The organism is Bacteroides luhongzhouii (assembly GCF_009193295.2).
Classification (GTDB): domain Bacteria; phylum Bacteroidota; class Bacteroidia; order Bacteroidales; family Bacteroidaceae; genus Bacteroides; species Bacteroides luhongzhouii.
This window is the reverse complement of sequence record NZ_CP059973.1, coordinates 5,506,904-5,525,716: the sequence shown is the minus strand read 5'-3', so window position 1 is coordinate 5,525,716 and position 18,813 is coordinate 5,506,904. Positions and strand designations below refer to the sequence as shown.

At 41.1% G+C, this 18,813-nt stretch carries 11 protein-coding genes and 1 pseudogene; 6 read left to right on the top strand and 6 right to left on the bottom strand.

Features of this window, described 5'->3' with window-relative positions:
- Window positions 1–106 precede the first annotated feature (106 nt).
- Window positions 107–2,227 carry a PCMD domain-containing protein gene (locus GD631_RS21155; protein ID WP_143257918.1) on the top strand — a complete coding sequence of 707 codons (2,121 nt, stop codon included), beginning with the start codon at window positions 107–109 and terminating at the stop codon, window positions 2,225–2,227.
- Between the two features lie 233 nt (window positions 2,228–2,460).
- Window positions 2,461–3,648: pseudogene (locus GD631_RS21150) on the top strand (DDE transposase).
- A 282-nt stretch (window positions 3,649–3,930) separates the two neighbouring features.
- On the opposite strand, the gene GD631_RS21145 reads toward GD631_RS21150, so the two are convergent.
- From GD631_RS21145 to GD631_RS21120, 6 genes are all read right to left on the bottom strand, one after another.
- Entirely contained in the window at window positions 3,931–4,713 is a 783-nt protein-coding gene (locus GD631_RS21145) for a porin family protein (protein ID WP_143257919.1), read from the bottom strand.
- 22 nt (window positions 4,714–4,735) lie between these two features.
- Window positions 4,736–5,932 (bottom strand): PCMD domain-containing protein, encoded by a 1,197-nt coding sequence (locus tag GD631_RS21140; RefSeq protein ID WP_143257920.1) that lies wholly within the window; start codon window positions 5,930–5,932, stop codon window positions 4,736–4,738.
- A gap of 229 nt (window positions 5,933–6,161) precedes the next feature.
- Entirely contained in the window at window positions 6,162–7,622 is a 1,461-nt protein-coding gene (locus GD631_RS21135) for a catalase (RefSeq protein ID WP_008641219.1), read from the bottom strand.
- Window positions 7,623–7,877: 255 nt separating this feature from the next.
- Entirely contained in the window at window positions 7,878–9,212 is a 1,335-nt protein-coding gene (locus tag GD631_RS21130; RefSeq protein ID WP_004317274.1) for an NADP-specific glutamate dehydrogenase, read from the bottom strand.
- 248 nt (window positions 9,213–9,460) lie between these two features.
- Window positions 9,461–9,637, bottom strand: coding sequence for a hypothetical protein (locus GD631_RS21125; RefSeq protein WP_004317275.1), 177 nt, complete (start codon window positions 9,635–9,637; stop codon window positions 9,461–9,463).
- The gene (locus tag GD631_RS21120) at window positions 9,634–11,925 is read right to left on the bottom strand and encodes an NADP-dependent malic enzyme (protein ID WP_143257921.1); all 2,292 of its coding nucleotides are present in this window, start codon (window positions 11,923–11,925) and stop codon (window positions 9,634–9,636) included. Before GD631_RS21120 ends, GD631_RS21125 begins: the two co-directional genes overlap by 4 nt.
- 269 nt (window positions 11,926–12,194) lie before the next feature.
- On the opposite strand from GD631_RS21120, the gene GD631_RS21115 reads away from it, so the two are divergent.
- The 4 genes from GD631_RS21115 to GD631_RS21100 all read left to right on the top strand — a co-directional run bounded on the left by GD631_RS21115 (window position 12,195) and on the right by GD631_RS21100 (window position 18,811).
- On the top strand, window positions 12,195–12,761 hold the full coding sequence (locus tag GD631_RS21115) for an RNA polymerase sigma factor (protein WP_143257922.1): 567 nt from the start codon (window positions 12,195–12,197) through the stop codon (window positions 12,759–12,761).
- A gap of 97 nt (window positions 12,762–12,858) precedes the next feature.
- The gene (locus GD631_RS21110) at window positions 12,859–13,854 is read left to right on the top strand and encodes a FecR family protein (RefSeq protein ID WP_143257923.1); all 996 of its coding nucleotides are present in this window, start codon (window positions 12,859–12,861) and stop codon (window positions 13,852–13,854) included.
- Between the two features lie 227 nt (window positions 13,855–14,081).
- Entirely contained in the window at window positions 14,082–17,324 is a 3,243-nt protein-coding gene (locus tag GD631_RS21105; protein ID WP_143257924.1) for a TonB-dependent receptor, read from the top strand.
- 11 nt (window positions 17,325–17,335) lie between these two features.
- Window positions 17,336–18,811 (top strand): RagB/SusD family nutrient uptake outer membrane protein, encoded by a 1,476-nt coding sequence (locus GD631_RS21100; RefSeq protein ID WP_143257925.1) that lies wholly within the window; start codon window positions 17,336–17,338, stop codon window positions 18,809–18,811.
- Window positions 18,812–18,813 lie beyond the last annotated feature (2 nt).

Sequence of the window (18,813 nt, the reverse complement as noted above, 5' to 3'; positions counted from 1 at the left end):
TAACTACTTCTTTAAGCAAGAAAAATCAGACTATTTAATTCATGAAATAGCCTTGTATATACTAAGGTTTATATATTTATTGTGCCGTTTAAAAGAAACGAGATGTGTGAATGTCGGTATTGCTTTTCTTGAAAATGGAATTATTGATTTATTTTTAATTATTATTATTAACTTAAACAGAGAATTAATGAAAAGGAGATTTTTGTATTTATTTGTACTGATTTGTTCAGTAAGTTTGTTTACAGCTTGTGGTGATGACGAGCCGGGAAACATTGGTCCTGATTTTACCTTACTTCAGGATGCGACAGTCGGTACTTACGACGGTAGTTTGAAAGTTTCGATGAATGGGACAAATCTAACTCCAGAAGCTATATCTCAAAGAATTTTTGTAAAAGGAGAGGGGACTGATAAGGTCGAACTGTCATTAAGAGATTTTTCATTCTTGGATTTTTCAGTAGGTGACATTGTTGTGAGTGGTATATCTTTGAGTGGTGACGCAAATCAAGTTGTTTTACAAGAAACGGAAACAACTATGAATCATGATGTGCTGGGAAATCTGAAGATTAAAGTCTCAGGAACAGTAAGTCATGAAAAGACTAATTTGAATATTAATGTTATTCAAAAAGGTGGAAGTGTAGAAGGTGGTCCTGTTGAGGATATGGATATTGTAGCTTCATTTGACGGTACTCGTATTTCTAAAGAAGTGGATGATAAAGATTACTCAGAAACAATCTCAGGTTTCTATCCGCGTTCAGAGAATGGGTTAACATGTGATTATGTAGAAGATGGATTTACATTGCAATATCCTACAGATGGTTTTACATTCACAAGTGCTGGATATAACAAGGTTACAATCTCTAAATTTTATATTTCATTCCCTTTAAGTCCTGCTTTAGGTGCACCGTCATCTACTAAGCCTCATCAATATATTGGTGGAGAAAGTACGCGATTAAAAAAGAATGTAGATGGCACGTTTTCTATTGAGGAAATAAAAGGGAAGGTTGCTGATAAGAATAAAGAAGCTGTTGAGTATAGCATAGTGGGTACATTAGCTGATAAAATTCTGACTTTGAAGATAGTACTGAAATCGGAAAAATATACAATAAATTATTCATTTATATCCGATCCACTACAAAAAACAGGAAAGGATTTGATAAAAATGACGTTCGATAGTGATAATGTAACTGTTCAACCTGAAATATCCGGTACTAATGTTGTGTTCTATGTAACACCGAATACGACGGAAGAACAATTGAAACAGCTTGTTCCTGTTTTTGAGGTTTCGGAGGGAGCGACCGTTCTCTATAATGATGAGCCTTATGTGAAAGGAACTGCTATTGATTTCTCTGGAGCGAAAACTACGATTAAAGTGAAGCCAGAGAAAGGAACCGCAAAAACTTATACTATTACACATGATATTATTGAAGAATTTTCATTCAAAGTTAGTTTTGATGATCCTTGGGAATTGAAGAATGAAACGAGCAATGCGGCTAATAAATATCAGGAATATTATGAACCAGGTCGTGGATGGGCTACTTCTAATGAAGGATTGAAGTGGATTAAATCAATGTATGGTACAGGAGATGATGCTTTATATCCACAGGCTGGAGCTTATTTGGTGACTGCAACTGACGATACTGCTACTGGAAGTGGTAAAGCAGCGCGCCTTGAGACTGCCGATACAAAGGGACGATTTGTGTTTATAACTTCTGTTCCCAAAGTGACGTCAGGTTCTGTATATAATGGGGTATTTAGTGTGAATATCTTGAATACTTTGAAAAGTACCCATTTTGGTGATATATGTCGTAAAGAACCAAAATCTTTCAAAGGATTTTATAAATATGCTGCTGGCCCGGATTATTATCAAGCCAATACTCCAGGTGAACCGTCAAAAGCTCATGAAGTGACTTTAGATAACACAAAGAAGGATGCTCCAGCTTTGAATGCTGTATTATATGAGGTTGACTCTTATTCTGCTGATCATTTAGATGGGACTAACCTATTGACATCTGATAAGATTGCGGCAATAGCTTCTGTAAAAGATGCAGGTGAACAGGCTGCTTATAAAGAGTTTAATGTTAACTTTGAATACAAGAATGGTAAATCTTGGGATGCTTCCAAGAAATATAAGTTAGCTATTGTTTGTTCGTCTAGTAAAGATGGAGATAACTTCTCAGGTGCACCAGGTAGTGTACTTTATGTAGATAATCTAGAAGTTGTTTTTTGATTGAAAGAGAAAAATGAAGAGGTCGTCTCATTTTTAGTGAGACGACCCTTTAACAAAAAGGTGCTCTTCTATATAAATAAGCGGGGATATTCCTAAAATAAGAAAATTTAAGGCAACTAATTCATTGCGAGTTAGTTGCCTTTTTTGTATCTTTAAGCATTCCCCCAAAAAAACGGTTTGACGGTCAAAACGGGGGTAATTAAAAATAAAAACACATGGTAAAAATATAAAAAATCTCAGAAATCGAACCTTGTTTAGGTTTTAACTGAGTTCGATATGTTAAAAAAAATATCGTCAAAGTTTTGCAACGAGTGAATTAGGTCGCCTCTATGCTCTATTTCCTTTTCCAAAAGTGGCTCAACAAATGCTTTGAGGTCCTCTCCTTTGGGTCGTAAAAGTTATTTTTCTTCCGAAGGTGAAATAGCCTTGATGGTCTTGAAGTTCTATACCAACTTTTCCGATTCATAGCTGATTGAACATTTGAACGGTAATATTCATTTCATGTCTGTATGACCGATGCCACTTGTTATGAAAGTCATCTGCGCTTTCCTAGTGATGTCAAACTCTTATGGGAAGGTATTGTATGGCTTCATCGTCATCTGTGTAAACATTGCCGGACATTGCACATACAACGTCCCCGTAACAAGTATCTTGATGTAAGCCGTGCCTGCCTTGTTTACAGTAAACTGCGTAAACGCAGGAAATCACAGATTTGTATGATTAAACGCAGACTACTTCAGTTATTGGAAAAGTTACTTGACCAGACGGCTCGGCTTCATTCATCCTACAGGAACAGGCTTACACTATCCTCTGATTACCAAAGACGTTTCTCGGTCATACAGACGGTCCTTAAGCAAGGGAAGAGTTTATTTGCAGGCAAAAAAGTGTCCGACCGTATCGTGAGTATCGACCGGCATTACTTTCGCCCCATTATCAGAGGCAATGAAACCAAATCAGTTGAATTCGGAGCCAAAGTCAACAATATACAGATAGACGGAATCTCCTTTATAGAACATATCTCCTTTAAGGCTTTTAACGAAGGGGTACGTTTGAAAGACTGTATTCATCTGCAACAACAACTGACCGGGGTTAGGGTTAAGGCGCTTGCGGCGGATTCAAGCTATGCCAATAATGCCAACCGGAAATTTTGTACAAAATATCATATAAGTACTTCCTTTAAGCGTAAGGGCAGAGCTGCCAAAGATGAGCCGTTTCGTAAGATCTTACGCTCGGAGCTCAGCCGTGAAAGAGCTACCCGCCTGGAAGGAAGCTTTGGAACACAGAAACAACATTACTCACTGGCCAGAATTAAAGCCAGAAACAGGAAAACGGAAATGCTTTGGATTTTCTTTGGAATACATACGGCTAATGCGGTATGTATGATAGAAAAGGTCGAAAAGAAAAAAAGAACGGCAGCATAATCGGACTAAAATAAGAGGAAAAGAGGAGAGGTTTTAACTTCTCTTGAAAAAGACATGTACATAATGCATGGCTGGGAAGAAAAAATAAGAATATGTAAATAATATTCTATGGAAAAGATAGAAGATTGAGGATTTGCCCGAAAAAATTAAGAGAAAAGCTCACGTAAAGTAAAACTTTTCTCTTGATTTATAAAAAAGAGAAACATTTACTGAATATCCCTAAGTGATGAAGAATCTAATTAAATGATTCTTCATCACTTAGGGATATAGAAGAGTTACTTTTTAGAATGAGTAACCAAATCCAACGTTTAAGTAAATTGGATACATGGCGAATGAAATTGTGGTGAAATCTTTCTTGAAGATATCATTTAATCCCCATGTTAAGTCTGCATGTATATTCAGATGTTTGTAGGCTTTCCATTCTCCGCCTACTTGTAATCCCCATTGGAATTTGCGCAAATCTTCAGAAAAATCATAGGTTGCGATATTATCACCAGTGAAATTCACCCGATCACCGGTCGCATCTGGAGAGCGAAGGTGTCCTTCATAAACATGTCCAGAGAAGTCTCTTTCCATTACATATGATAGATAAGGACCTGCAACTAGTTTCCATCGGTCGCTAATTTTATAATTTGCTAAGATAGGTATTGTCAAAAGAGACATTTTTACCTTAGTTTTAACTCCTCCTGTCCAAAGTCCTTCTACCTTTCCTCCTGTTTCATTAAAAATTTCCATTCCGTAGTTTTTTACCAGGGCTTCGGTAGTCATGTTTTTGTTGTCGAGACGGAGTCCTAAACTAACTCCCCATTTTTTTGTACCATCTAACCATTTGGTTATATTTCCTTCTAAAGTGATGGCAAGTCCGGGGGAATAGCTTTCTATACTTCGGATTTCTTTAGGAAGAGGAAGGGGAGATGTTCCCCCTATATTTACCCCTGCTTTGAATTCATAGTCTAACCCATGAAGAGAGGACCATAATAAACCTTTGTGTTCGGATGATTGTGCATTGATTTGGCTAATACCAAAGAAAAGTGTAGCTAAACCTGCCAATATATATTTTTTCATGTCTGAATTTCTTTTTAATTTATTATTTATTGTTTTCTCCGTCTTCTTCACAGTGGATTGTTACTTCATCTATCCATAAAGTACTTCCTATAGAACCTTTGAAATAAGCTCCATTTATACTAGAGGAAAAAACGACAGCAAGTTTATATTTTCCTTCATCAAGAGCTGATTGTTCTATCTCTTTTCTATGTATAAAAGGTATACTAAAGTGGGTCCATGTATCCGTCTCTTTCATTTCTTCATTAGAGATTCGAGCGATATATACTATTTTTTCTTCGGAATCAAAGTTGAGGTTGCCATCCAGAAAGTCATTAACATTATCTGCTCTGTATAAAATGGCATATATATCACCTTTGTCTTTACCGTTCATAGAAGGATCCGTTATAATGTAAGGCTTCTGATTTTCATCTTTACCAATTCCTGTTATATATTCAGTTCCTGGTTTGAATTTATAATATCCTTCCAGTTTTGTAGGATGCTTAAAAAATGGAAATCCAAACTTGGTTGCAGCTTTTGCATCTGATAATGCATTTCCTACTTCGAATGAACCGATGAAGAGATTACCTGCTGCGATTGGCATACCAACTGTTAAACCTAGACTTCCTGTACCTTTAGTTTCCAGTTTTACACCTTTACCTATATACCCTTGGGTTTGAAGAGTGGGGTAATCCATCGGAGTTTTTGCCATGCCGGTAAGTTTGAACCCAGGATTGCCGCTTGCCCATTGGAGCATTTCTGCTTTTAGTTGATTGAATTCATAAAAGATATGATAATTGTTGTTCCCATCTTCTATGTTTTCAAATTTATATTCAGTGGGAAGTTCTGATTTTATTACGGTTATAGCATAAACAGCTTCCGTTGTACCGCTTTCAGATGTAACTTTGAACATACGTTGATATTGCTCCAAGGTTTGTTCGGATGTAATGGGAACTTTCGAAGTTGAAAAATCGTATTTAGGAGCATCGTCATTTGCTATTGCATTGACAGGATTGATATTAGCTCCATCGGGCAGTTCGAATTTGATTTCCAATGCAGATAAGTCTGTAGATTTGGATACATAAATAGATACCGTTTTACTGTAAGTATTAATGTTAGCTAATTGGATATCGTTTCCACTGCATCCATCTATAGCTGCTTCAACATTTTGAGCTTCATCTTGAATGCAGGAAGCAACTGCCAGACATAATATCATTCCGGCGAATAAATTTCTTAGTTTCATCAGTCTGTTATAAATATTAATGGGTTATACAGGGGACAAAGATAGTTAAAATAGTTGAATCGCTATTTCTGTAGAATGTTAAAAGAAAATTCGAGATTGGCGGTAATACTATACAAAAGGGAGTACTTTGATAATGATTTATAGTTCATATTATACTCTTTGGGGTATAAGAAAACTGGTACTCTTTCTTCAGGAAGAAGGAGTACCAGTAGAGGAAAGTGATAGCAGATTACTCTTTCAAAGCCTCTTGCAAATCAATTCCCAATGCCTTGGCAACTCCTGTTCCGTATGCGGGATCAGCTTTGTAGCAGTTGCGTACATGACGTTGTTTGATAAATAGTTCAGCGTCTCCCATAGCACGAGCTGTATTTTCGAACAATAATTGTTGTTCTTCAGCTGGCATCAGTCGGAATAGGTCACCCGGTTGGCTATAATAGTCGTCATCATATTCCCGTTCATTGTAGTTGTAAACTTCACCGGTAACTTTGAGAGGCGGTTCTTTCATAGTAGGAGAATCCTGCCATTCGCCGTAACTGTTTGGTTCATAACCTTTAGTGTCACCGTAGTTTCCGTCTACGCGCATAGCACCGTCACGATGATAGGCGTGAAAAGGACAACGAGGTTTGTTGACCGGGATTTGTTCGGCATTCACTCCAAGACGATAACGTTGTGCGTCACCGTACGAGAACAAACGTCCCTGCAACATTTTGTCGGGAGACAGACCGATACCATCTACTATATTCATCGGGTTGAAAGCAGCCTGTTCCACTTCGGCGAAATAGTTTTCCGGGTTGCGGTTCAGTTCAAGGATACCGACATCTTGCAGAGGAAAATCTTTGTGCGGCCATACTTTAGTCAAGTCAAACGGGTTGATGCGATAATTGTCCGCTTCCTCTTCCGTCATTAACTGAATCTGGAATAACCATTTCGGATAATCGCCCTTTTCGATGCTCTCGAAGAGATCACGCTGATGAGATTCACGGTCTTTAGCAACAATTGCTTCCGCTTCCTGGTCAGTCAGATTCTTGATCCCCTGCAAGGTGCGCAGATGGAACTTGACCCAGATACGCTGATTTTCTGCATTGATAAAACTATAAGTATGACTGCCGAATCCGTGCATGTGGCGATATGAATAAGGAATACCACGCGGACTCATGGTGATAGTCACCTGATGCAATGCCTCCGGCAAGAGCGTCCAGAAGTCCCAGTTGCTGTTCGGGCTACGCATATTCGTTTTCGGATCTCGTTTGATAGCATGGTTCAGATCCGGGAATTTAAGTGGATCACGTAAGAAGAATACGGGAGTATTGTTACCAACCAAGTCCCAATTACCTTCTTCCGTGTAAAATTTCATGGCAAAACCACGGATGTCACGTTCTGCATCGGCAGCTCCACGTTCTCCGGCTACGGTGGAGAAACGGACAAAACATTCTGTTTGTTTTCCGACTTTACTGAAAATGGCGGCACGGGTGTACTTTGTGATGTCGTGAGTGACGGTAAAAGTGCCATATGCTCCTGAACCTTTAGCGTGCATACGTCTTTCCGGAATCACTTCACGATCAAAATGGGCAAGCTTCTCAATGAGCCAGGGATCTTGTAACATGACAGGCCCGCGTTGACCTGCGGTTTGCGAATTTTGATTGTCGGCGATAGGGCGACCGTTCGCAGCAGTGAGTTTTTTCTTTTCCATAAATGGATTTTTTAGTCGGATACAAGTATAAACAGACTGTCGCCTTTTTATTCTTTCATCCGGGGTTTATAATATGTAACAAAGATAGGCTTCTTTTGCTTGCTTGTCAAACAGATAATTTCTATCTAAAGATAGATAATAACTATGAATTATGTACGTATTGCCTGTTATTTTTTTGCATAAAAAAAACTCCCGCACTTCCTTTCGGAAGGCGGGAGTCTTTAAATAAACTATAGCTTATATATCTTTCGCTGATTATACGATACCTTGTGCCATCATTGCTTTAGCAACCTTCATGAATCCGGCTACGTTAGCACCCTTCACATAGTTTACGTATCCGTCAGCTTCTGTACCATATTGAACGCAAGCTTCGTGGATATTTTTCATGATGCTTTTCAGCTTTTCGTCTACTTCTTCAGCACTCCAGCTCAATTTGATAGAGTTCTGAGTCATTTCAAGACCTGATACTGATACACCACCGGCGTTAGCAGCTTTACCCGGAGCGTAAAGGATCTTAGCGTCCTGGAATACTTTGATAGCTTCCGGAGTAGAAGGCATGTTAGCTCCTTCAGATACAGCGATACAACCGTTTGCTACCAGCTGACGAGCGTGGTCGCCATTCAATTCGTTTTGAGTTGCAGAAGGAAGAGCGATATCACATTTCTCACCCCAAGGTTTAGCTCCTTCTACATATTTGCAACCATATTTTTCTGCGTATTCACGGATACGGCCACGGTACAGATTCTTCAGTTCCATGATGTAATCCAGTTTTTCGCGGTCGATACCATCCGGATCGTAGATATAACCGTCAGAGTCAGAGCAAGTAACTACTTTACCACCCAGTTCGATTACTTTTTCGATTGTATATTGAGCAACGTTACCGGAACCGGAAACCAGACAAACTTTACCTTTCAGGTCAGTGCCTTTTGTTTTCAGCATTTCCATCAGGAAGTAGATGTTACCATAACCGGTAGCTTCCGGACGAATCAGTGAACCACCGAATTCGCGGCCTTTACCTGTGAATGTTCCGGTAAATTCATGAGCCAGTTTTTTGTACATACCAAACATGAAACCTACTTCACGGCCACCAACACCGATGTCACCGGCAGGAACATCGGTTTCAGGACCGATGTGACGCCACAGTTCCAGCATGAATGCCTGTACAAAGCGCATTACTTCGGCATTTGACTTTCCACGAGGAGAGAAGTCGGAACCACCTTTACCACCACCCATCGGCAGAGTAGTCAGTGAGTTTTTGAATGTTTGTTCAAAGGCAAGGAACTTCAAGATAGAAAGGTTTACAGATGCGTGGAAACGGATACCGCCTTTGTAAGGACCGATCGCGTTGTTGTGCTGAACACGGTAACCCATGTTGGTCTGAATATTACCTTTATCATCCATCCAAGTCACGCGGAACTGATATACTCTATCAGGAATACACAAACGTTCGATCAGGTTTACTTTATCAAACTCCGGGTGTTTGTTGTATTCTTCTTCAATAGTAGAAAGTACTTCTTCTACTGCCTGATGATACTCCGGTTCATTGGGAAATCTTCTTTTCAGATCGTCTAATACCTTTGCTGCATTCATAATCTTTTTTTTCTTTAATTGGTTGATATAAAAATAATGTGCTAATTTGACAATTTGCTAATGTGCCGCTTGACTGTGTGCTTTCGTATTATATAGCAATTTACACACTTGCATATGGGTACATCGGACTTTTATTTTCGGTTGCAAAAGTAAAGATAAAAATTGAACTGGCAAACATTTTATAAAGAAAAATGCGATAAAACATCAAAATTGATATTTTATCGCATTAAAAATAGGAAAAAAGATATTTATTTGTTCTTTTTGATCGACTTATAAACAGGAATAAATACTAATGCTGCCGAAATGACAAGCATTACTATCGTCATCCCGTCAATTCGTTCGGCTTTCGTCAGAACTAAATAGCAAAGCGCCAACCAAAGCAGGCTGATGCAAACTATTTGTGATTTGGATAACGGACGCTTCATTTAACTCCTCTTTTCTTTTTGTCAACAATGGCATCGATCACGGCTACGGCTGTGATATTCACAATGTCACGGACAGAACTTTCGAAATCGGTGAAGTGGATAGGTTTGTTCAATCCCATCTGGATAGGGCCGATGAATTCTGTATCCGGGTCCATTGCCTGCAACAGTTTGTAACCGGCGTTTGCTGAACTTAGATTCGGGAAAATCAATGTATTTACGTCTTTACCTTTCAGGCGGGTAAACGGATATTTGGTATCACGCAATTCGCGGTTCATGGCAAAATTTACCTGCATTTCACCGTCGATAGCCAATTCCGGATATTCTTCCTGCATGTGAGCAACTGCTTCGTGCACTTTCACTGGGCTACCTGCGGTGTCAGCGCCGAAGTTAGAGTATGACAACATAGAGATAACCGGTGTGTGATTGAAGAAACGAACTGTTTTGTCGGACAGTTTGGCGATATCAATCAATGTTTCCGTATCGGGATGACGGTTAATCAATGTGTCTGCCAGGAAGTAAGTACCTTTCTTGGAGTTCAGGATATGCATGGTACCGAAGTGTTTGAAGCCCGGTTGGATGCCGATCACTTCTTTTGCCACTTTGATCGTATTGCTATATCTTGTATAAAGTCCGGTGATGAATGCGTCTGCATCCCCCGTTTCCACCATCATCATACCGAAGTAGTTGCGTTCGAACATCTTATCGTTGGCTTCTTCGTATGTAAATCCTTCGCGTGCACGTTTTTCTGCAAGGATGCGGGAGTAACGTTCGCGACGGTCTGATTCGTTCGGGTGGCGGAGATTCACGATTTCAATTCCTTCCAGGCTAAGATCCATTTCTTCTGCCAGTTTTCCGATAGCTTCGTCGTTTCCTAATAAGATAGGATGACAGATACCTTCGGCTTTTGCTTCAACGGCAGCTTTCAGCATATTCGGGTGGATACCTTCGGCAAATACGACACGTTGCGGTGAGCGGCGGGCAGTATCATACAGTTGGCGGGTCAGTTTGGATTCGTAACCCATCAATTCTCGCAGGTGAACACAGTAAGCGTCCCAGTCTTTGATTTCTGTGCGAGCCACTCCGCTTTCCATAGCAGCTTTTGCCACTGCGCATGAAACTTCAGTGATGAGGCGTGGATCTACCGGTTTCGGGATAAAGTATTCCGCACCGAAAGAAAGGTTGTTTACGTGGTAGGCTGCGTTGACTACATCAGGTACCGGCTGTTTTGCCAGGTTGGCAATAGCGTGTACGGCTGCAATCTTCATTTCTTCGTTGATTGCTTTTGCTTGAGTGTCCAAAGCGCCGCGGAAGATATATGGGAAACCGATTACATTATTAATCTGGTTCGGATAGTCGGAACGTCCGGTAGCCATCAGTACGTCAGGACGTGCTGCCATTGCATCTTCGTAAGAGATTTCCGGTGTCGGGTTAGCCAATGCGAATACGATGGGCATCGGAGCCATGCTGCGTACCATATCTTGGCTCAACACATTTCCTTTTGACAGGCCGAGGAATACATCCGCGCCTTTGATTGCTTCTTCCAGCGTGTGGATATCTGTGCGGTCGGTTGCAAAATATCTTTTCTGTTCGTTCAGATCGGTACGTGTCTTGCTAATAACACCTTTACTATCCAGCATGACGATATTTTCGAGGCGCGCGCCCAAAGATACATATAATTTAGTACAAGATACTGCGGATGCACCGGCACCGTTCACGACGATTTTTACATCCTCGATTTTCTTTCCTGCCACCTGCAGGGCATTTACCAAACCGGCGCTGGAGATAATAGCAGTACCGTGCTGGTCATCGTGCATTACAGGAATGTCCAATTCTTCTTTCAAGCGACGTTCGATTTCAAAACATTCGGGTGCCTTGATGTCTTCCAGGTTGATCCCTCCAAAGGTAGGAGCGATTGCTTTCACTGCCGCAATGAATTTCTCCGGATCTTTCTCATCTACTTCGATGTCGAAAACGTCGATACCGGCATAGATTTTGAAAAGCAGTCCTTTACCTTCCATTACAGGTTTGCCGCTCAAGGCGCCTATATCGCCCAGTCCGAGTACGGCTGTACCGTTAGAAATAACAGCTACAAGATTTCCTTTAGCTGTATACTTGTATGCATCCTGCGGGTTCTTCTCAATTTCAAGACATGGTTCGGCTACACCGGGGGAATATGCGAGTGATAAGTCGGTTTGTGTACTATAAGGTTTGGTAGGCACTACCTCAATCTTGCCAGGTTTGCCCTGTGAATGATAGAGCAAAGCGGCTTCTTTCGTTATTTTAGCCATGGTATTTATGTAATTTGTTAATAAGTTATCAATTGCCCGCAAATGTAGGAATAAAAGTTAGAAATTGTAGCTGTTGATTGGTAATTTCTATTAATTTTATAGCAAAATGGCTGAATTTATGATATGATATACATAGGTTATGCGTTTATATCCTATTCTTTTTTAAAAGCTTAGATATTGATTTATTGAAATTTTAACAAGCGCTTTGCTTGTCGGCTTTAGTTATTTCGTTATTTTTGAGTCCATATATGATTTAACTTTATTTGATAATGATTACCACCCAACAACTTCAACTATTGAAGGAAGGAAATAAAAATGCTTTTGAAGCGTTGTATCGTGCATACAATGCTCGCATTTACAGTTTTGTCCTTTCTATGGTAGGCAATGCTGGGGTGGCAAAGGACATTACACAGGATATTTTTCTCCAAATCTGGGAGAAGCGGCTCAATATTGATTTGGATGGAAATTTTGGCGGGTATCTTTTTAAAATATCCCGAAATATGGTGTATCATTACGTGAGGCGCGAACTCCTGCTTCAAAATTATGTGGATAAATTATCGAATGAATCGGCTGACGAATCTGTAGAGATAGATGAAGAGTTGGATTATTTATTTTTAGAAGAATATATCCTGAAACTTTTGGAAGAACTGCCTCCTGCCCGTCGGGAAGTTTTTATGCTCTACTGGAAATCCGGACTGAACTATCGTGAGATAGCTGAACAGTTGGATATATCCGAAAAGACCGTTGCTACACAGGTACATCGTTCTTTGGATTTCCTGCGTGACAAGCTGGGGACGATTGCCTTTTCTGTTTCTCTCTTCCTGCACCATATCTAATGCTTAACCTTTAATAAAAGTTAAGATCTAACTTATCTTCATTTTCTTGTAGTCCTTTTTTGTCTCTCAAGGCTAGTATATATAGAACAGGAAAATTATGGAGCAACACGATTACATAGTACTATTGGAAAAATTCTTCAAGCAGGAGACCTCTCCTGAAGAAAGAAGGATACTTATTGAATGGATTCGCAAACCGGGAATTCGTGATGAGTTTAATTCGCTTTGCGAGCAGATGTGGAAAGAAGCAGCTGTCGAAATAGATAAGACAGTGGAAGAAGAAATGTGGAATCATCTGCAGCGGAATTTGGATGAACCCAAAATTCTGTATCCGAAGAAGCGGCGTTGGCAACCTATTATATATAAGGTGGCGGCCACTATATTATTACCGGTTTGTTTGGGGCTGGCCACATATTTTGGAGTAGGACATATAAATAAGGTATCACAGGATCCTTTCATGGTTGCAGTAGATTACGGGCAGAAAGCAAATCTGACTTTACCTGATGGAACGAAAGTCTGGTTGAATTCGGCTACTCATCTTTCTTATGATGCGGAGTATAACAAATCCGACCGAAAGATTTATTTAGACGGAGAAGCCTATTTTGAGGTGGCAAAGAACAAAGACAAGCGCTTTATCGTCTGTTGCAATGATTTGGAGATAGAAGCGTTGGGAACAACCTTTGATGTGAAGGGATATGGGGACGATCTTTCCGTCACGACACTGCTGGCGGAAGGAAGTGTCAGGGTTTCTAATAAAACGAATGCCACCTTGTTGAAACCCGGCGAAAAGGTAGAGTATCATAAGAACAAGCAGACATTTACTAAATCGCCTATCTCGGATCTGCGTGAAATAGACTTTTGGCGGAACAATATGTTGATTTTTAATTCAGCGCCTTTAGCAGAGATCGCGACCACGCTGGAGCGGATGTACGGAGTGAAAGTCGTGTTTGACTCGGAGAAGCTGAAGAATGTGCCGTTTTCCGGAACCATCCGGAACAGCAGTTTGCATAATGTATTTTACATTATAAGCCTTACTTATCCTTTGACCTATGAGTTAGAAGGAGATACGGTGAGAATTGGAAGTAGTATTAACTAAAAAAGACGATTTATGGAAGACACCTCATAATAAAACAAAGAGGGTAGAATTATGTAGCAGCATAATTCCACCCTGAAATAAAATACGGTTTATACATGATAGTAAAAAAGAAATTTTTCCTTATGCGGATAAGGGAAAGGGAATCCTTTTTGTTTCATGATTTCACAAAGATAATAAAAAGTCTAATTTTCAGACTTATATTTTAAAGAATTTAAAGCTAATTACTAATGAGAAAACAATTACATATCATATTCAGGCTTGTTATGTTCTGTTGTATCTTGTTGTTTGTGTCTCAAGAGGTAAGTGCGCAGATCACTTTCTCTGTAAAAAATCAGACAATACGCCAGACGATACGAGTGATTGAGAAGAAGGCTGATTACAGCTTCTTTTATACGGATAAGCTTCCCGGATTAGATCAAAAGATTTCATTGAAAGTGGACAATGAAAGCATCGATTCGGTTTTAGAAAAAGTTTTCAAAGGGTCACCTATTAGTTATAAGATAGAATCGGGCAAGCAGGTAGTGCTTACCCTGAAAACCGAACAAAACGCCTCCCGGAAAGGAGATAAGAAAACAATAACCGGTGTTGTAGCCGATCGGAGGGGGGAACCTTTGATTGGTGTTACCGTGAGAGTGGAAGGGGAGAATATTGGGACCGCTACTGACATCGACGGACGTTTCTCTTTGGAAGCTCCCATAGGGGCAAAAATCAGTTTCTCCTATATCGGTTACGTTTCCCAGTCTCACACGGTCAATAAACAGAGCATATATAATGTGTCTTTGAGTGAAGATTCGCAAGTGCTGGAAGAAGTTGTCGTGGTGGGATACGGTTCTATGAAACGGAAAGATATTACGACGGCAGTATCAGTGGTTTCTACGGCAGATATTGAAGAACGTCCGATCATGACGGCTGCACAAGCCATTCAGGGAAAAGCAGCCGGTATTCAAGTCGTGCAGCCATCGGGTATGCCGGGTTCCGGGGTAACCATCCGGGTGAGAGGTGCTACTTCGGTGCAGGCATCTAATGAGCCGTTGTATGTGGTAGATGGTTTGCCGTCGGATGATATTTCGAATATCAGTCCGAATGATATTGAAAGTATGCAAATCCTGAAAGATGCTTCATCTGCAGCTATTTATGGAGCACGTGCGGCAAACGGAGTGGTGTTGATTACGACCAAGAGAGGAAAGATCGGTGCGCCACAGGTGAAAATGAGTGCTTATGTGGGTTTTTCTAAATTAGGGAAGAAGATAGATGCCTTGAATACAGAGCAATATAAAGACTTGATGAAAGACTTGAAAGCTGTTTCGGACGTTGCTCCCAATATCCCTGAAAATGAAACACGCTATGTGGATTGGACTGATTTATTCTTCGGTACGGGCGTTAATCAGAACTATCAATTATCCGTGGCAAATGGAACCGAAAAATTACAATATTTTGTATCCGGAGGTTATTCCGACGAACAAGGTATTGTGGAGAAAGCACATTTCAACCGGTATAATTTCCGTGCGAATTTGGATAGTGAGCAGACAAAATGGTTAAAGATGGCACTTAACTTTGCATATTCGCATACAGGAGGACAGTGGGTGAACGAAAGCCGCAGTTCTTTGCGTGCCGGTTCCATCTTGTCCGTAGTGAATACTCCTCCGTTTATGCAGAAGTGGAACCCGTATGATCCGAATGAATACGACGAACAGGCTTATGGTGCACGTATTCTGAATCCGCTGGCTGCCAATGCTGCAGACAGTAACACAAATACAGATCATATTAATGGTTCACTTGGCTTTACGGTTGACATATACAAAGGTCTGAAATTCAAAACAACTTTTGGCATTGAACTGACTAATGAACACTGGGATTATTATCTGGACCCGATTTCAACTTCGGACGGACGCGGTACAAAAGGACGTGTGGAAGAGAGTTTCTCACGAAATTTCGAATGGCTTTTTGAGAATTTGCTAACCTATGATTGTTCCTTCAACAAGCATAACTTTTCACTCTTGGGAGGAGCCACCCAACAGCGTGCGCAATATAACGCATCCTGGATGGCTGGTTTTGATCTGGCAGAGTCCTATCCCGATATTCATTCTATCAGTGCCGCCAATCAGTTGGATAAGGACGCTTGCGGTTCTTCTGCCTCCGCATGGACGCTGGCCTCTTTTTTGGGTCGTATAGCCTACAATTATGACAGCCGTTATTTGCTGACGGTTAACTTCCGTGCCGACGGTTCTTCCCGTTTTGCTCCGGGACACCGTTGGGGTACTTTTCCTTCTGTTTCGGCAGGTTGGAGAATATCAAGCGAAAAGTTTATGCAACCTTTGCAAGACATCGTAACCGATTTGAAGCTACGTGCCGGATGGGGTATGAACGGTAATCAGGGCGGTTTTGGAAACTACGCTTACATGGCTTCCATGAGTGTTAGTAAACTACCGGTTTCAGAAGGTAATTTATATCCGGGACTTGCCATAAGACCCGGTTCGGCAGCCAATAAAGAACTGACTTGGGAGAAAACAAGCCAGTGGAATCTGGGTCTCGACCTGACAATGTTTGATTCTCGTTTATCCTTCTCGGTGGACGCTTATTACAAAAAAACAACCGACTTATTACTGACAGTCAGCCTACCGGAGAATGTAGTGCCAAGCAGTGTGACAAGAAACGATGGCGAAATGGTGAATAAAGGTATGGAGTTCACTGTCTCTTCCCAGAATTTTAAAGGTAACTTCCAGTGGAATACCGATTTCAATATCTCTTTCAACCGGAATAAGTTGACGAAGCTCGGTTTGAATAAAGTCTATTATTATGCTGAAATGTATGAATCCAAGGAGAAAGCTGTCATCCTGAAAGAAGGTCTTCCATTGGGAACATTCTTTGGATATATATCGGAAGGCGTCGATCCGGAAACTGGAAATATCATCTATCGTGACCTGAATGGTAACGGCTTTATCGATCCGGAAGATCGCACTACCTTGGGAAATGCCCAGCCTAAATTCATTTACGGTATGACGAATACATTTTCGTATGCCGGCTTCGACCTGTCTGTTTTCTTGCAGGGAAGTCAGGGCAATAAGATTTTTAATGCGTCACGCATCGATATGGAAGGTATGACTGACTTTAGAAACCAGTCGGTTCGTGTATTGGATCGTTGGAAACGACCGGGTATGATTACCAATGTCCCCCGCGTTGGTAATACAGAGAACAATCACAACTCCTCCCGTTTTGTAGAAGACGGATCTTATCTGCGCTTGAAAACAGTCACTTTATCCTATAATTTCCCTAAGAAATGGTTGAATAAAATACATTTGTCCAGGTTGCAGGCTTACGTCACCGGACAAAATCTTTTCACATTGACAAAATACAAGGGATACGATCCTGAAGTAAATGCTTTTGGCGGTGACTCCGTTGCTCAAGGAGTGGACTATGGTACTTATCCTCAATCGAGGGCGGTAATATTTGGTTTGAATGTTGAATTTTAATAGGTGCGAAAATGAAAAACATAATAAAGTTAGCTTATGTCGTACTCTGTGTCTTATTCGTTTCATGCAGTAATTTTCTGGATGAGAAACCGCAATCGGATTTTATGCAGGAGGGTACCGGAACGGAAGATCAGGAGTCTAAATACGGAAGTCTGGCAGATGCGCAAGCCGAGTTGCAAGGTGTGTATGAAAGCTTTAAGGCAGATATATTCCAGTCGGAAAATTACACCATCGGAGATGTTCAGTCCGATAATTGCTATATTGGTGGAGACGGTGTGGCCGAACAAGAATTTGATCTGTTGAAACTAACCTCTACCAATTATAAGGTAGAATTGGTCTGGTCACAGTATTATTCAATGGCGGGCACTGCAACCAGTGTGATTGAAAATACGAAAATGATGGACCCTGCCTCTACCGTAGCAGAAGAGCGTAATCGGGTCATCGCAGAAGCAAAATTCTTGCGGGCATGGGCCTATTTCGATATCGTCCGTTTATGGGGAGACGCTCCGATGGTGTTGGATTTGATTCCGACCATTACAGCCGAGAATCTGGATAAATGGTATCCGGTGATGTATCCGGAACGCTCTGTCGCAGATAAAATCTACGATCAGATATTGGATGATCTGAACGAAGAAAATACCATTCGTTACCTGGCAAGCAAAAATAAAGGAGTTTTCCAGGCCACCAAAGGTGCCGCTTATGCTTTGCGTGCCAAGGTGTTGGCAACCAGAGGAGAGAAATCAACACGCGACTATGCCAAAGTGGTTGAGGCTTGCGACAAAGTGATAGCAGAGGGTTATACGCTGGTCGGCAACTTTGATGAGTTGTGGCAACCTGACAAGAAATTCTCTTCCGAAAGTATCTTTGAAGTCTATTACACCTCCGATGCTCCCAACTGGGCTTATTGGGTGTTGCTGAAAGAAGACGACGGCTCGGTGACCTGGAGACGTTATTGTACGCCTACTCATGACTTGGTTGCTAAATTCGACAAGGAGAAAGATACCCGTTATGCATCCAGTATCCTTTGGAAATCGGTTCCTTATGACACCTATTGGCCGGCGGACAGTTATCCGTTGTCTTATAAGATTCGCGAGAAGACTTCCAACATTATTCTGATGCGATTGGCGGATATACTCCTGTTGAAAGCCGAAGCACTGGTAGAGTTAGACCGCACTCCGGAAGCGATTCGAATCGTGAACGGCATTAGAGAACGTGCGGGGTTTGCTCCCTCTTCTCTAGATGAGAATATGGGACAGGCTAGGGGCCGCTTGGCGGTAGAGAATGAACGTCAATTGGAGTTGTATATGGAAGGTCAGCGCTGGTTTGACCTGGTACGTAATAACCGTTTGCTGGAAGTGATGCAGAAACATAAAGACAAAGATGGCAGATTGCTGTTTGCAGGTTTGCAGGCTTTCCGGCAGTTGTGGCCGATTCCTCAAGGAGAGAAAGATAAAAATACCAATCTGACTCAAAATGAAGGTTATTAATG

What these genes read in the sequence shown, in the direction of transcription:
- GD631_RS21145 (WP_143257919.1), bottom strand. Translation starts at nt 4,713, where the DNA reads ATGAAAAAATATATATTGGCAGGTTTAGCTACACTTTTCTTTGGTATT.
- GD631_RS21140 (WP_143257920.1), bottom strand. Translation starts at nt 5,932, where the DNA reads ATGAAACTAAGAAATTTATTCGCCGGAATGATATTATGTCTGGCAGTT.
- GD631_RS21135 (WP_008641219.1), bottom strand. Translation starts at nt 7,622, where the DNA reads ATGGAAAAGAAAAAACTCACTGCTGCGAACGGTCGCCCTATCGCCGAC.
- GD631_RS21130 (WP_004317274.1), bottom strand. Translation starts at nt 9,212, where the DNA reads ATGAATGCAGCAAAGGTATTAGACGATCTGAAAAGAAGATTTCCCAAT.
- GD631_RS21125 (WP_004317275.1), bottom strand. Translation starts at nt 9,637, where the DNA reads ATGAAGCGTCCGTTATCCAAATCACAAATAGTTTGCATCAGCCTGCTT.
- GD631_RS21120 (WP_143257921.1), bottom strand. Translation starts at nt 11,925, where the DNA reads ATGGCTAAAATAACGAAAGAAGCCGCTTTGCTCTATCATTCACAGGGC.
- GD631_RS21115 (WP_143257922.1), top strand. Translation starts at nt 12,195, where the DNA reads ATGATTACCACCCAACAACTTCAACTATTGAAGGAAGGAAATAAAAAT.
- GD631_RS21110 (WP_143257923.1), top strand. Translation starts at nt 12,859, where the DNA reads ATGGAGCAACACGATTACATAGTACTATTGGAAAAATTCTTCAAGCAG.
- GD631_RS21105 (WP_143257924.1), top strand. Translation starts at nt 14,082, where the DNA reads ATGAGAAAACAATTACATATCATATTCAGGCTTGTTATGTTCTGTTGT.
- GD631_RS21100 (WP_143257925.1), top strand. Translation starts at nt 17,336, where the DNA reads ATGAAAAACATAATAAAGTTAGCTTATGTCGTACTCTGTGTCTTATTC.